Raw genomic sequence first — 14,527 nt, forward strand, 5'->3', positions numbered from 1 at the left:
CACCGTTCTACCGACTGAACTAAGGAGGAATAAATTTGGTATCACAAAGAATAGGCGCGCATTTTAATGAGCGACCTGTCGCTTGTCAATACTCAAAATGAAAAAAATTACAAAAAAATTTACCGTTTTTGCTATCCACAAAGCCTGTGGATAACTTTGTGGATTGTTTTTGTTTAAAATGGTCAACCACTGGTGCAGACTGGCTTTGTCTCAAATTGTTCATCTATTAGCCATTCGTTGATATTTGTTTAAATATCAATGTGTTATATAAAGTCCAGTAAAAAAAATAAAATATTTTTCAATTTTGAAGTGTTTAAGACTTGACACGCCTAAGTGTGTGTAAAACTTGGATTTTTATCGCTCAATTTGGAGTAATAAATGTGCTAAAATAGCCACACTTCTAAAACAGTAAAAAATTGACCGCACTTATGGCAGAGAAAATTAATACTAAGCCTTTTATTCTTCATTCCGATTTTAAACCTTCCGGTGATCAACCCCAAGCAATCGAAAAATTAGTCGAAAATTTAGAGGATGGTTTGGCGCATCAAACCCTTCTCGGGGTAACGGGCTCTGGTAAAACCTTTACTATTGCAAATGTTATCGCGACGTTAAATCGCCCAGCAATGTTACTTGCCCCAAATAAAACCCTTGCTGCTCAGCTTTATGCAGAAATGAAAGCATTCTTTCCAGAAAACGCGGTGGAGTATTTCGTCTCATACTATGATTATTATCAACCGGAAGCTTATGTACCGAGTAGTGATACCTTTATCGAGAAAGATGCTTCTATTAATGATCAAATTGAACAGATGCGTCTTTCAGCTACCAAGTCGTTCTTAGAGCGTCGAGATACTATCGTAGTCGCATCTGTTTCGGCGATTTATGGTTTGGGTGATCCGGATAGCTATTTGCAAATGATGTTGCATTTACAACAAGGGGCAATTATCGATCAACGTCAGATTTTAGCGAAGTTAGCGGAATTGCAATATACAAGAAACGATCAAGCCTTTCAGCGTGGTACATTTCGTGTGCGCGGCGAAGTGATTGATATTTTCCCTGCGGAATCTGACGATCGTGCGGTACGAATTGAATTATTTGATGATGAAATTGAACGCTTAAGTTTATTTGATCCTTTAACGGGCACAAGTTTTGGCGCGGTTCCGCGTTTTACGGTGTATCCGAAAACCCACTATGTGACGCCAAGAGAGCGTATTTTAGATGCCATTGAAAAAATCAAAGCGGAGCTTGTGCAACGCCGTGAATATTTCATCAAAGAGCATAAATTGTTGGAAGAGCAGCGCATTACTCAGCGTACACAATTTGACATTGAGATGATGAACGAGCTTGGCTATTGCTCAGGCATCGAAAACTATTCACGCTATCTTTCAGGCAGAAATGAGGGGGAACCGCCTCCGACATTGTTTGATTATATGCCGTCTGATGCGATTTTGATTATTGATGAATCACACGTGACTGTGCCGCAAATTGGTGGGATGTATCGTGGTGACCGTTCACGTAAAGAAACCTTGGTCGAATATGGCTTCCGTTTGCCTTCTGCATTGGATAACCGTCCATTACGCTTTGAAGAGTTTGAACGTTTAGCACCACAGACGATTTACGTTTCAGCGACACCAGGCCCTTATGAGTTGGAAAAATCGGGCAGTGAAATAGTCGATCAGGTAGTACGTCCAACGGGCTTGCTCGATCCACAAATTGAAATTCGTCCAGTATCTATTCAAGTGGATGATTTACTGTCTGAAGCACGCCAAAGAGCGGACAAAAATGAGCGTGTTTTAGTGACGACGCTAACGAAGAAAATGGCGGAAGATTTAACGGATTACTTAGACGAACACGGTATTCGTGTGCGTTATCTGCATTCAGATATTGATACCGTTGAGCGTGTAGAGATTATTCGTGATTTGCGTTTAGGGGAATTCGATGTGTTGGTTGGCATCAACTTATTACGTGAGGGCTTAGATATTCCAGAAGTTTCTCTTGTGGCGATTTTAGATGCGGATAAAGAAGGTTTCTTGCGTTCTGAGCGTTCCTTAATTCAAACCATCGGTCGTACCGCTAGAAACTTGAATGGTAAAGCGATTTTGTATGCTGATAGCATCACTAAATCTATGGAAAAAGCCATTACCGAAACGAATCGCCGTCGTGAAAAACAAATGAAACACAATGAAGAGCACGGCATTGTTCCACAGGCATTGAATAAGAAAGTGGGCGAGTTGTTAGATATTGGTCAAGGCGCAAATCAAAAAGCGAAATCGAAACAGCGTGGAAAAACGGCGGCTGAACCAACCGCACTTTACAATGCACCAAAATCAGCCAAAGAATTCCAACAACAAATTAAGAAATTGGAACAACAAATGTATAAATTTGCTCAAGATCTCGAATTTGAAAAAGCCGCCGCAGTACGTGATCAGCTTCATCAATTGAGAGAGCAATTTATGATATCAGAATAAAGAAAAAGTGCGGTCAAATTTGACCGCACTTTCATTTTATTGCACTAACAAGTAGAAGTTATTTTTGCCACGTAGGATATTAAGTGCAACAGCAGATGGTTTTTCATCTAGCGCTTTACGTAAGTCTTGCGTGCTTTCAATTGGCTGGCGGTTGATGCCGATGATGATATCACCGGATTTTAAACCGCGCTGCGCCGCCATTGAATTTGGCTGTACTTTGCTAATTTCTACACCTTTAACACCTTTTGCATCATAGTTGTTTAAGGTTGCACCGTCTAATGCAGGAAGCTCAGTTTTGCTTGCAGTTTGAGAGCCATCATCTGCTTGTAAAGTCACTTTTACGTTGTCAGTTTTGCCATCACGTAAGTAAGTGAGTTCAATTTCTTTACCTGCACCAGAGGTCGCAATCTTAGCTCGCATTTCGGCGAAGCTTGAGATTTTTTGACCATTCATTGCGGTAATTACATCACCTGCTTTCAAGCCGGCTTTTTCTGCAGCAGAATTTGGAATGACTTCACTCACAAATGCACCTTGTTGAGCACTAACATTAAAGGCTTTCGCTAAATCCGCATTTAATTCGCCACCTTTAATACCGAGTAAACCACGACGTACTTCACCAAATTCTAAGATTTGTTGCACAAGGTTATTGGCTTGGTTGCTTGGAATCGCAAAGGCAATCCCTGCGTTACCACCACTTGGAGAAATAATCGCGGTATTGATACCAATTAATTCTCCTTGTAAGTTTAATAATGCACCGCCAGAGTTACCACGGTTTACCGCTGCATCGGTCTGAATATAGTTTTCATACGCACCACTATCTGAACCAGTAGAGCGGCCTAGTGCTGAAACAATACCAGAGGTTACAGTTTGACCTAAACCAAATGGGTTACCGATAGCAACGGTAAAATCACCTACACGCAATTTATCGGAATCAGCCATTTTGATTGAGGTGAGGTTAGTTGGTTTTTCGATTTGCACTAAAGCGATATCAGATTGTTCGTCTTTTCCAACAAGTTTTGCTTTGAATTCACGTCCATCTTGTAGTTTTACGGTAATTTTATCCGCACCATCTACCACATGATTATTAGTTAAAACATAGCCTTTATCTGCATTGATGATCACGCCAGAACCTAAACCACGGAAGTTGCGTGATGCACCACGATCTCCGCCGAATTGTTCGCCAAATTGATCACCAAAGAAAAATTTAAATTCTTCTGGAATATCATCAGGCAATGCTGAACGGCTGTTTGCTTTTGCTTTGCCTTCAACTGAAAGGGTCACGACTGCTGCTTGCGCTTTTTCTAGCATTGGCGCTAGGCTGCCTTGTTCTACGATTTCATTCGGAATAGCCGCTTGAGCGGATAAAGAGGTCGCAAATACGCTTAAACCTAATGCAATGCCGGTTAATACAAAATTTTTTTTCTTCATAGAGTTCTCCAAGTAAAAAATAAATGACTGAATAAGTGTTCAATCTGACAAAGAAATGGGGGAAATGTTCAGTAAAAACAAGGGAGTTCAAAAAATATTTTAAAAAGTGCGGTCGGAATTGAAATTGTTTTTTATGACCACATTTAGTTTAAATTTATTTGTTCATTTTAGAGGATAAAAAAATAATCTATTTTAAATGGAGCAGGTACAACCTATTTTTACGCCAAAATCCTTGCCAGCTAAGGCTGAAATATAGTTTAATAGTGTCCTGTTTCACTGTTTTGGAAGTACAAATTTTACGCAATTACATAATAATTGTGTATAAAACCAAATGAACTAGTTTACTAGTACAAAAAATGGGTGTAGAGTAACGCCATTAGATTTAAGCACAACATTTAAGATTTAGAGAGTGACATATGGCGACGAAGAAAGAAGAAATCGAAGTAAAAGTTGCAAATGATGATACCCGAATTGAAAAAGTCGATCAGGTATTACCCCCAATTGCCTTATTAGAAAAATTTCCTGCTAGTCAAGAAGCGGCTGATTTAGTTCATGAAACCCGCTTGCACGCACACAATATTATTCATGGAAAAGATGACCGTTTACTTGTAGTAATTGGTCCTTGTTCTATTCATGATCCTAAAGCTGCATTAGATTATGCCAAACGTTTAAAAGTATTACGTGATGAATATAAAGATACACTTGAAGTGGTGATGCGTGTTTACTTTGAAAAACCGCGTACAACAGTAGGTTGGAAAGGCTTAATTAACGATCCTTATTTAAATGATACATATCGTTTAAATGATGGTTTACGTATTGCACGTAAATTATTATCTGACATCAATAATTTAGGCGTCCCGTCAGCAGGTGAGTTCTTAGATATGATCACACCACAATATGTGGCTGATTTCATGAGCTGGGGCGCAATTGGTGCGAGAACAACTGAATCTCAAGTTCACCGTGAGTTAGCTTCAGGCTTATCTTGTGCAGTAGGCTTTAAAAATGGCACAAATGGTGGTGTGAAAGTTGCCTTAGATGCAATGGGGGCGGCGGAAGCTTCGCATTATTTCTTGTCTGTGACAAAATTTGGACATTCGGCTATTGTTTCAACAAAAGGAAATGAAGACTGCCACATCATTTTACGTGGTGGGGATAAAGGCCCTAACTATAAATCAGAAGACGTTGCAAAAGTTTGTGCAGAGATCGAAAAATCAGGTCGTATTCCACATGTAATGGTTGATTTCAGTCATGCAAATAGTAGCAAACAATTCAAAAAACAAATGGAAGTTTGTGAAGATGTTTGTCAGCAAATTGCAGGTGGTTCAAAGCAGATCTTCGGTGTTATGGTAGAAAGCCATATCGTTGAGGGTCGTCAAGACTTAGTCGATGGTAAAGCGCAAACTTACGGACAAAGTATCACTGATGCTTGCATCGGTTGGGAAGATACAGAAATCGTGTTAAAACAGTTATCTGATGCGGTGTTAGCACGTCGCCAAGTAAATGGCTAATAAATTTGATTTTTCAGATGATTAAAAGTGCGGTCAATTTTGACCGCACTTTTTTATGCGCTTTGAAAAAAGGGATAAAAAGGGTATGCTAGCTCTAATGGAATAAGAAAGGAGATGTATGATGCAGGATATGATAAATGGCTTATTAATTGTCTTAATACCGATGGTGTTAGGTTATTTATTAAAGGTCAATAATAAATCCTATATTGCAAAAATAAATCATATCGTGATGTTTTTGCTTTATATTATTCTTTTCTTAATGGGCTATTTACTTGGTCAGTTAGATGATTTAGAGCATAAACTGCCTATTATTGGCACAACTGCGGTGACGCTATCGGCGATCATTTTGGGATCCAATATGATTGGTTTAATGCTTTACGACCGCTTTAACCCTGCTGAGCCACTTAAATCACAAGGTAAAATTGATTCTCGTTGGCACTCCTTAATTGACTCGCTCAAACTTTCCGGCACAGTGGTGATCGGCACCCTTTGTGGTTTCTTATTCAAATCCTATCTCATGTTGCCTACTGGAATTAATCTGTATGTATTGATCGTATTGATTTTCTTTGTCGGGATTCAGCTAAGAAATAACGGCATTTCCTTGAAAGAAGCCCTTTTCAATAAACGAGGTTTCCAAACGGGGATGGTGTTTACTTTTACTTCATTACTAGGCGGTATTATTGCTGCTTTCGTTTTGGCTATGCCAATTACGCAAGGACTGGCGTTTGCCTCTGGAATGGGATGGTATTCATTATCCAGTGTGGTATTGACCAATGCATGGGGACCGGTGCAGGGCAGTATTGCCTTTTTTAACGATTTATCCCGTGAAATTGTCAGTTTATTTGTCATCCCATTATTTATGCGTCATTTCCGTTCGACGGCAATTGGGATTACAGGTGCCACTGCAATAGATTGCACTTTGCCTATTATTCAAAAAGCGGGGGGGATTGAAGTCACGCCGATTGCGATTTCATTTGGTTTTGTTACGAATATTCTGCCACCATTGTTGTTAGTTTTCTTTTCCAGTATTCCGTTATAAAAGATAAAAAATAAATGCAAAACAAAAGAGTTAATCGTCACTTTTCGATTAACTCTTTTTCTTATATTTAATATTAGGGATTATCAGTTTCTATGCATGGCAATAACAGCCTGACCTAAACTAAGTCCACCATCACCCATCGGTAGTTTATGCGCACTCAGTACATGGAATTCACCCAGATGCTCTTTTAATAAGCGACGTAGCAGTTGGTTATGCATTACGCCGCCGGATAGCACGATGGTACGGCATTGGTGTTTTCGTGCTTGGTTTGTTGCAAGTTCAGCAAAACCTTGGGCGAGAGCATAGTGAAAGGCGAAGGCTTTATCTTCAACAGGTGCATGGTAATTTAACCAACTTTGCCAGAAATAAGCCAAATCCAGTTTATTGTCGATAAGCGGCATTTTTACTGGAATATTGACCGCACTTTGTGTTTGTGTCGCCAAAGATGAGGTATTTGCCAGTGCTTCTAGCTGACAGGCAGCTTCGCCTTCCCAAGAAACAATGCTTGGTGCAATACCGAGAGCATAAGCTACCGCATCAAATAAACGACCCGCAGATGATATAGGTGGACAATTTAGTCCTCGCTCGATGGCATTAACTAGTATTTGCCAATTCGGTTCTATACAGGTTTGGGTGAGAATGTCTTGCCATTGTGGCACAAATTGATGCAGGTGAGCCAGCCAGTTACGCCAAGGTTGTTTGGCCGCAAGATCGCCACCAGGTAGAGCAACAGCAGGTAAACCACCTAAATATTGACTGTGTTGATAATCAACGAGCAGGCATTCGCCTCCCCAAAGCTGTCCATTTTCGCCCATGCCAATACCGTCTAGAGCAAGACCAATTACAGGTTTATTGCAATTGTGCTCGGCCATTACGCTGACAATATGAGCATGATGATGCAGTACTTCGATGGTGGGGATTTGTTGCTGTTCAGCAAGTTGTTTCCCGATAGAAGATGAAAAATAGCCAGGATGAGCATCCACCGCGATGATGTCTGGTTTAAATTGATAAATCTGTTGAAATAATTCAAGATTCTCATTTAATTGTGACCGCACTTGTTCATTTGCCGTATCGCCAATATGTTGACTCAGTACCGCTTTATTGTGACGTAGTAAGCAGAAGGTATTTTTCAGATCAGAACCCAACGCCAATACATTTTTTGTGCTTTGTGTTTCAAGTGGCATTTCATCAGGTACATAGCCACGTGCACGGCGAAGTGTTTCTAATCCATCGAAGGCAACACGAACAAGACTATCATCGGCGCGTTGTAAAATATCGCGATTGTGACAAAGATAAAAATCCGCTAAATCAGCTAATTGTTCCACCGCATGTTCATTTTTCAATACAGGAGGTTGCCCGCTTGCATTAGCAGAAGTCATGACTAGTGGACGATTAACTGCGCGTAATAACAAATGTTGCAGTGGATTGCTTGGTAGCATGACGCCGATTTCTTGCAGGTTAGGTGCGATGTTATCAGAAATATTGGGTACTTTATGTTTTGCTAGCAGTACAATTGGCGCAGCACTGCTGGTTAGCAATTCTATTTCTTGAGGCGCTAAATCCTGCAAAAACTGCAAGTCAGGCACCATAATGGCTAATGGTTTTGTTGGACGATGCTTCCGTTGACGTAATAAATCAACCGTCTTTTGATTATTCGCATCACAGGCTAGATGAAAACCACCTAAGCCTTTAACTGCGACGATATGACCTTGTTGCAATAAAAGTGCGGTTTGTTTTAGTGCGGTTTCATGAGTAGCAAGCGTTTGTTCTCGATCTTGTAACCAGATATGGGGGCCGCAAACAGAACAAGCATTGGGTTGAGCATGAAAACGACGATCAGCGGGATCTTTATATTCTTTTTCACATTGTGGACAAAGCGGAAAAACAGACATCGCCGTGTTTTTTCGGTCGTAAGGAATTGCCTTAATGATGGTAAAACGCGGACCACAATGGGTACAATTGGTAAAGGGGTAGTGATAACGTCGATTGTTGGGATCGAATAAGTCAGCTAAACAATGTGGACAGGTTGCTGCATCGGGAATAATTTGCGTGTCCATTTGATTGTTTTCGCTTTCCCGGATAGTAAAGCCTGTTACTGCAGTTGCTTCTGGCCAATCAATGGTGCGCTGAGTAATATCGGTAATTTGCGCTAGCGGTGGGAGTTTGTTTTGTAGGTCGGACAAAAATTGCTCGAGTGCATCTGCTGGTGGAGAGACCAAACGAATTAATACGCCTTGTCCATCATTATTGACATCTCCGTTTAACTTATATTGATTTGCCAGAAGCCAGACAAAAGGGCGAAATCCCACGCCCTGAACTTTTCCTTTTATGCGTAATTCGATCCCTTGCATAACGCAATCCTGTTTATTTTTGATTGAGACCAAGAAAATCGCCGACTTCGTGTTCTAGCTGGCTCATGGCAATTAAAGCTTCTTGCGTTTGTTTGGCTTCTTCTTCATCAATAATCGTCATGGCAAAACCCACATGTACGAGAACCCATTTGCCAACCAGAGGTTTTGGGTCATCCTGACAAATTAATGAAATATTAACTTCTCTTTTTACTCCGCAGACATCGACTACAGCAAGCTGTAATGCGCTGTCAGCTACTTGAATGATCTGTCCCGGAATACCTAAACACATAATCTGTCCTTAGTTAGAATGTTTATGAGATGAATCGTTTATTGTGTTTCAATAAACGTACTGCGCGTGTGAAATTTTATCATGTAACCACCTAAATTTGTATAGCCATATCTTAAATAAGGCTACTGCATTTTTGTTTAAAATCTGTTCACATTTTTAACATAAAATTATTATGTTTCACTGTTATTTAACAGGTGTATCACAGCAATAGAAAAACAATGAAAATCTTTTGATCTTAATCACAAATTTTCGAATTAGTTCTTGAGCTTTACTTTTTTACAGGAGTATCCTTACTTCTAGAGTGGTTATTGTAAAAAACGTTATTTACATACAAGGAGGGGAGTGTATGAATCGTTTTGTAATCGGTGATCCGAAGGATTGCATTGGATGCAACACCTGTATGGCCGCTTGTAGCGAAGTGCATAAAGCTTTCGGATTACAATCTTTTCCACGCTTACAAGTCATGCGTAATGATGATGTAACCGTGCCAATTCTCTGTCGTCATTGTGATGATTCACCATGTGCTACTGTATGTCCGGTGCACGCAATCACACATATTAATGACACTATTCAACTTAACGAAAGTCTCTGTATCGGTTGTAAACTTTGTGGTATTGCTTGCCCATTCGGTGCAATTACTCAACATGGTTCTGCACCGATTGACGCACCAACCTATTATGAAGGATTCTCCTTCACTGATGCGGTAAAACGAGATATTCGTACAGCACCAGATAATACGGATTTACACAATATGCTGGCATGGCAACCTGGCGTGAAAGCCATTGCGGTGAAATGCGATCTTTGCTATTTCCGTGAAGAAGGTCCGGCTTGTGTACAAACCTGTCCGACCAAAACATTATTTATTATTAGTGATGAGAGTATCAAGCAGGCTAATGAAAGAAAACGTGAAATGGCAATGGTTTCTTCGCCTGCGATCCCAAGATAATTAGTGTGTTTTAACTTATAATCAATGGAGTGATATTATGAGTTTACCTATCAATTTACTCATCACGACCCTGTTGATTTATGTCGTTGGTGCGTTTATTTCGCTCGCAGTGAGACGAAATGAACAACTTTCAATCAATATATCCGGCGTGACCGGTGTACTTGCTGGAGTGTTAGGTATTGTTGCCTGCATCCCCGTTCTGATCAGCAGCGACACAGTCGTTGATGTTTTTAAAACCCCATTTGAATTTGCCTCATTTTCCATCCGTATTGATGGATTGGCGGCGTTTATGGTGTGTGTCATTTCTTTATTAGTGATTGTGACCGCACTTTATTCTTTCTCTTATGTGAAAGAATACAAAGGTAAAGGCGCTGGTTCTATGGGGTTCTTTATGAATTTATTTATCGCTTCCATGGTTGCGTTAGTTACCAGCGATAATGCGTTCTACTTCCTTGTATTCTTTGAAATGATGTCATTGGCATCTTATTTCTTAGTCCTTACCGAACAAGATGACAATGCTGTAAATGCAGGCTTGCTTTATTTCTTTATTGCACATGCCGGTTCGGTATTAATTATGATCGCCTTCTTCATTTTCTACTGCTATGCCGGTAGTTTTGAATTTAGCGCATTCCGTCAAACCACTTTACCGGCACCGCTTGCCTTTACTGCCTTTATTTTGGCATTTTTAGGTTTTGGTGCCAAAGCGGGGATGATTCCATTACACAGCTGGTTACCGAAAGCTCACCCGGCTGCACCTTCTCATGCATCTGCGATGATGTCTGGTGTAATGGTGAAAATCGGTATCTTCGGGATCATTAAAGTGGGTGTTGATCTTCTCGGTTCTACCAATGTTTGGTATGGCGTTATCGTACTCGGTTTCGGTGCGGTATCTTCCGTACTCGGTGTACTTTATGCCTTGGCAGAACATGACATCAAAAAACTCTTGGCTTATCACACGGTAGAAAATATCGGCATCATTATGATGGGTGTGGGCGTTGGTATGATTGGTATCGCAACACATCATCCAGTGTTGGCAACCGTGGGATTACTCGGTGGGTTATACCACTTACTTAACCATGCCGTGTTCAAAGGCTTGTTATTCTTAGGTGCAGGTTCAGTAATGTATCGCTTGCATACTAAAGACATGGACTTGATGGGCGGCTTAGGCAAACTTATGCCTTACACTGCGTTCTGTTTCTTAATCGGTACCATGGCGATTTCTGCATTGCCACCGTTTAACGGTTTCGTCAGTGAATGGTTTACTTATCAATCCTTATTCACTTTAAGTCAAAGTGATGATTTCGTATTAAAACTAGCCGGCCCGATTGCCATCATTATGTTGGCATTAACAGGTGCGTTAGCAGCACTTTGTTTCGTGAAAGTATACGGTATCAGCTTCGGTGGTGCACCGCGTAGCGAAAAAGCAGCCAATGCACGTGAAGTGCCAAAACCAATGGTGATTGCGATGGCAGTGTTGGCGTTATGTTGTGTGTTGTTAGGTGTGGGCGCATCTGTGGTAACCCCAATAATTGCGAAAATTTCGACCGCACTTGCTCATAGCGAACCGTTCATGTTGGTTCAAAATGGAGTAGTAGTTGCACAAGCTGAACCGCATACTGCACTTTCAACACCGATGGTGACTATCATGCTATTGGCATTCTTCTTCTTGCCATTTAGTTTTTATGCGTTCACCAAAAATCAACGTTTATCCGATCGTGCAAAAGGCAATCCATGGGCTTGTGGTTATGCTTATGAACAAGATATGGCGGCTTCTGCGGGTAGTTTTACTCGTCCATTACGCACGATTTTCAAACCGCTTTATACCTTGCGCGAAGTATTGGATCCTGCACCTTTAGGTGATAAAGGCATCCAAGCAGTAATTAAAGGCGCAACAAAAACAGAACCTTTCTGGGAAGAAAAAGTGACCATGCCGATCGCTCATTTTATTCCTTGGTTAGGAACTAAAATTCAATGGTTGCAACAAGGTGACTTCCGTTTGTACTGCGTGTACTTCGTGATTGCTTTGGTGGCAATACTACTTTCCATTGCGTTGATGTAGGAGGTTGAAAATGATTACGTTACCTTCAGAAATTGCAACATCTGCCGGAATGTTTGTTTTTGCCATTGTGCAAGCCTTGATTCTACTTGCCCTTGCACCGTTATTTTCCGGTATTTCACGTATGATCCGTGCTCGCATTCAATCTCGTCGCGGTCCAGGCGTGTTACAAGATTATCGCGACATTGCGAAATTAATGAAACGTCAAAATATTTGGCCTGACAATGCGGGTTGGGTTTCTAAAGTGATGCCTTATGTGCTAATTAGCACGGTGATGGTAGTTGCCATGAGCTTACCTTTATTTACTCGTGTTGCACCGTTTGGCGCTGGCAGTGATTTAATCACCGTGATTTACTTATTCGCCTTGTTCCGTTTCTTCTTTTCAATTGCGGGTTTGGATTCAAACAGCACATTCTCAAGTTTAGGGGCAAGTCGTGAAGTCACATTAGGTGTCTTGGTAGAACCAATTCTCATGTTGGCATTCCTTGTGATTGCTTTAATTGCCGGTTCAACCAATTTTGCGGTTATCGGTAATGCACTTTCCGAAAACACTTGGCAATATCCAATTGCGACAGTGATTGCTATCGCCGCAGCATTCTTCGCCGTATTTATTGAAATGGGTAAAATCCCATTCGATTTGGCGGAAGCGGAACAAGAATTGCAAGAAGGTCCATTGACAGAATACTCTGGTCCAGCACTCGCCTTATTAAAAGTCGGCTTAAGCTTAAAATCCATGGTTGTAGCATCTATCTTTGTGAGCGTGTTGCTTCCGTTTGGTATCCCGACAGAGATGAGCTTAAGTGCGGTCATTTTAGGCGGTGTTTTATTCTTCGTGAAATTATTCGTGGTGTTCGTATTGGTTTGTGTCTTTGAAAATACACTCTCTCGTACCCGCTTTATGTTAACAGGACGTTTAACCGTGGTCGGCTTCGGCATTTCTGTGTTGGCGTTTGTATTTTACTTCACAGGGTTGTAAGGAGGATAAATATGGAACGTTTAGCTCTGATTACAATCATTTTACCTTTCGTCGGGGCGTTTATTGTTGGTTTGAACAAAAAACACTTTGCTCAAATTGCTACAGTATTTGCTGCGCTTGCTACGTTAGGAACAATGTTAGTCGCCGGACAATGGTTTGCCAATGGTCATCAAAGCGTCACTTATGACATTGTCGCTTTTGATAAAACTGCGATCTTTGGTGTAACTCTTGATGCAGTCAGTACATTAATTGCTTTTGCCGTTGTGACCTTAGGTTTCTTAATCTGCCTATATTCTTGCGGTTATTTAACCGATAAAAACCGTGAACACCCACATAACGGGTTACCACGTTTTTATGCCTTCTTGCTTATTTTTATCGGTGCCATGGCGGGCTTAGTGTATTCCTCAACTTTAGCAGGACAATTATTGTTCTTCGAAATTACTGGGGGATGTTCTTGGGCATTAATCAGTTATTACCAAACACCAAAAGCCCAAGCCGCCGCAATGAAAGCCTTGATTATTACCCACGTGGGGGCAATCGGGTTATATATTGCCGCAGCCTATTTGTTCAGCCAATCAGGTACTTTCTCTATCACTGCGTTAGAACATTTAGATCCGAGTGCGAAAACAATCGTATTATTCGGTGTGATGTTTGCTGCATGGGGTAAATCAGCGCAATTACCAATGCAAATTTGGTTGCCGAATGCGATGGAAGCACCAACACCGGTGAGTGCGTATTTGCACGCCGCATCAATGGTAAAAGTTGGGGTCTATATTTTCGCTCGCTCTGTTATATCTGCTGGTGAGATTCCACATATTGTGGGTGAAGTCGGCATCATCATGGCGATGATTACCTTAATTTACGGCTTCTTGATGTACTTGCCACAAACTGACTTAAAACGTTTATTGGCATATTCAACCATTACCCAACTTTCTTATATTTTCATTGGGATTTCTCTTGCCGCATTAGGCTCTAAATTGGCCTTTGTGGCAGCGATTAGCTACATCTTTAACCATGCTTTCGCGAAAAGCTTATTCTTCTTGGTTGCTGGTTCGTTAAGCTATGCAACAGGAACCCGTTCTATGCCATTACTACAAGGTATTATGCGTACAATGCCAGTGGTAGGAGCTGGATTTGGTGTGGCCGCGTTAGCGATTGCCGGGGTACCACCGTTTAACGGATTCTTCAGTAAATATCCTCTATTCGCAGCTGGATTTGAATTAGGCCAAGAATACGGTTGGATCACTTGGTTGATGGTACTTGCTTTAGTTGAATCTACCGCGACATTCGTATGGTTGTTGTATAAATTCGGCCAATGCGTCATCGGTAAACCATCAGAAGCTGTCGCAGAAGCACAACCAATTACATTTTCAATGAGTATCGTATTAGTGATTCTCATGGTGATGTCTGTATGCTCTAGCTTCATTGCAGCATATTGGCTAGGTTTGGCGAGTTAGGTTAAGGAGGAC

Annotated in this window: 10 protein-coding genes; 7 read left to right on the top strand and 3 right to left on the bottom strand. The window is 41.1% G+C overall.

Going from position 1 to position 14,527, the window contains the following annotated elements:
• The first annotated feature begins 428 nt into the window (after positions 1 to 428).
• The gene (gene uvrB, locus HMPREF3263_RS08315; protein ID WP_070853195.1) at positions 429 to 2,465 is read left to right on the top strand and encodes an excinuclease ABC subunit UvrB; all 2,037 of its coding nucleotides are present in this window, start codon (positions 429 to 431) and stop codon (positions 2,463 to 2,465) included.
• 36 nt (positions 2,466 to 2,501) lie between these two features.
• Here uvrB and HMPREF3263_RS08320 read toward each other — a convergent pair whose 3' ends face one another.
• A complete protein-coding gene (locus HMPREF3263_RS08320; RefSeq protein ID WP_005697587.1) occupies positions 2,502 to 3,893 on the bottom strand; it encodes a DegQ family serine endoprotease in 1,392 nt (463 codons plus the stop codon).
• A 416-nt stretch (positions 3,894 to 4,309) separates the two neighbouring features.
• Here HMPREF3263_RS08320 and aroG point away from each other — a divergent pair, with 416 nt between their 5' ends.
• Together aroG and HMPREF3263_RS10715 are read left to right on the top strand one after the other, a co-directional pair.
• Positions 4,310 to 5,401, top strand: a complete 1,092-nt coding sequence (gene aroG / locus HMPREF3263_RS08325; RefSeq protein WP_005697593.1) for a 3-deoxy-7-phosphoheptulonate synthase AroG — start codon at positions 4,310 to 4,312, stop codon at positions 5,399 to 5,401.
• A 121-nt stretch (positions 5,402 to 5,522) separates the two neighbouring features.
• Positions 5,523 to 6,440 carry a LysO family transporter gene (locus HMPREF3263_RS10715; protein ID WP_176747776.1) on the top strand — a complete coding sequence of 306 codons (918 nt, stop codon included), beginning with the start codon at positions 5,523 to 5,525 and terminating at the stop codon, positions 6,438 to 6,440.
• 83 nt (positions 6,441 to 6,523) lie between these two features.
• On the opposite strand, the gene hypF is transcribed toward HMPREF3263_RS10715, so the two are convergent.
• Positions 6,524 to 8,791 carry a carbamoyltransferase HypF gene (gene hypF / locus HMPREF3263_RS08335; RefSeq protein ID WP_005697677.1) on the bottom strand — a complete coding sequence of 756 codons (2,268 nt, stop codon included), beginning with the start codon at positions 8,789 to 8,791 and terminating at the stop codon, positions 6,524 to 6,526.
• 13 nt (positions 8,792 to 8,804) lie between these two features.
• Positions 8,805 to 9,080 carry a hydrogenase maturation factor HybG gene (gene hybG, locus HMPREF3263_RS08340; RefSeq protein ID WP_005696275.1) on the bottom strand — a complete coding sequence of 92 codons (276 nt, stop codon included), beginning with the start codon at positions 9,078 to 9,080 and terminating at the stop codon, positions 8,805 to 8,807.
• A gap of 346 nt (positions 9,081 to 9,426) precedes the next feature.
• Between hybG and HMPREF3263_RS08345 the strand changes: the two genes are divergently transcribed.
• From HMPREF3263_RS08345 to HMPREF3263_RS08360, 4 genes are read left to right on the top strand one after another with little or no spacing between them, the layout of a single operon-like run.
• The gene (locus HMPREF3263_RS08345; RefSeq protein WP_005697640.1) at positions 9,427 to 10,026 is read left to right on the top strand and encodes a 4Fe-4S dicluster domain-containing protein; all 600 of its coding nucleotides are present in this window, start codon (positions 9,427 to 9,429) and stop codon (positions 10,024 to 10,026) included.
• 37 nt (positions 10,027 to 10,063) lie between these two features.
• The gene (gene hyfB / locus HMPREF3263_RS08350) at positions 10,064 to 12,085 is read left to right on the top strand and encodes a hydrogenase 4 subunit B (protein ID WP_070853196.1); all 2,022 of its coding nucleotides are present in this window, start codon (positions 10,064 to 10,066) and stop codon (positions 12,083 to 12,085) included.
• Positions 12,086 to 12,095: 10 nt separating this feature from the next.
• Positions 12,096 to 13,058 (top strand): respiratory chain complex I subunit 1 family protein, encoded by a 963-nt coding sequence (locus HMPREF3263_RS08355; protein ID WP_070853197.1) that lies wholly within the window; start codon positions 12,096 to 12,098, stop codon positions 13,056 to 13,058.
• An 11-nt stretch (positions 13,059 to 13,069) separates the two neighbouring features.
• Positions 13,070 to 14,515 carry a hydrogenase 4 subunit D gene (locus HMPREF3263_RS08360; RefSeq protein ID WP_070853198.1) on the top strand — a complete coding sequence of 482 codons (1,446 nt, stop codon included), beginning with the start codon at positions 13,070 to 13,072 and terminating at the stop codon, positions 14,513 to 14,515.
• The last annotated feature ends 12 nt before the right edge of the window (positions 14,516 to 14,527 follow it).

This window comes from Haemophilus sp. HMSC61B11, assembly GCF_001838615.1.
Taxonomy (GTDB): Bacteria; Pseudomonadota; Gammaproteobacteria; order Enterobacterales; family Pasteurellaceae; genus Haemophilus_D; species Haemophilus_D parainfluenzae_AD.

What these genes read in the sequence shown, in the direction of transcription:
- uvrB (WP_070853195.1), top strand. Translation starts at nt 429, where the DNA reads ATGGCAGAGAAAATTAATACTAAGCCTTTTATTCTTCATTCCGATTTT.
- HMPREF3263_RS08320 (WP_005697587.1), bottom strand. Translation starts at nt 3,893, where the DNA reads ATGAAGAAAAAAAATTTTGTATTAACCGGCATTGCATTAGGTTTAAGC.
- aroG (WP_005697593.1), top strand. Translation starts at nt 4,310, where the DNA reads ATGGCGACGAAGAAAGAAGAAATCGAAGTAAAAGTTGCAAATGATGAT.
- HMPREF3263_RS10715 (WP_176747776.1), top strand. Translation starts at nt 5,523, where the DNA reads ATGCAGGATATGATAAATGGCTTATTAATTGTCTTAATACCGATGGTG.
- hypF (WP_005697677.1), bottom strand. Translation starts at nt 8,791, where the DNA reads ATGCAAGGGATCGAATTACGCATAAAAGGAAAAGTTCAGGGCGTGGGA.
- hybG (WP_005696275.1), bottom strand. Translation starts at nt 9,080, where the DNA reads ATGTGTTTAGGTATTCCGGGACAGATCATTCAAGTAGCTGACAGCGCA.
- HMPREF3263_RS08345 (WP_005697640.1), top strand. Translation starts at nt 9,427, where the DNA reads ATGAATCGTTTTGTAATCGGTGATCCGAAGGATTGCATTGGATGCAAC.
- hyfB (WP_070853196.1), top strand. Translation starts at nt 10,064, where the DNA reads ATGAGTTTACCTATCAATTTACTCATCACGACCCTGTTGATTTATGTC.
- HMPREF3263_RS08355 (WP_070853197.1), top strand. Translation starts at nt 12,096, where the DNA reads ATGATTACGTTACCTTCAGAAATTGCAACATCTGCCGGAATGTTTGTT.
- HMPREF3263_RS08360 (WP_070853198.1), top strand. Translation starts at nt 13,070, where the DNA reads ATGGAACGTTTAGCTCTGATTACAATCATTTTACCTTTCGTCGGGGCG.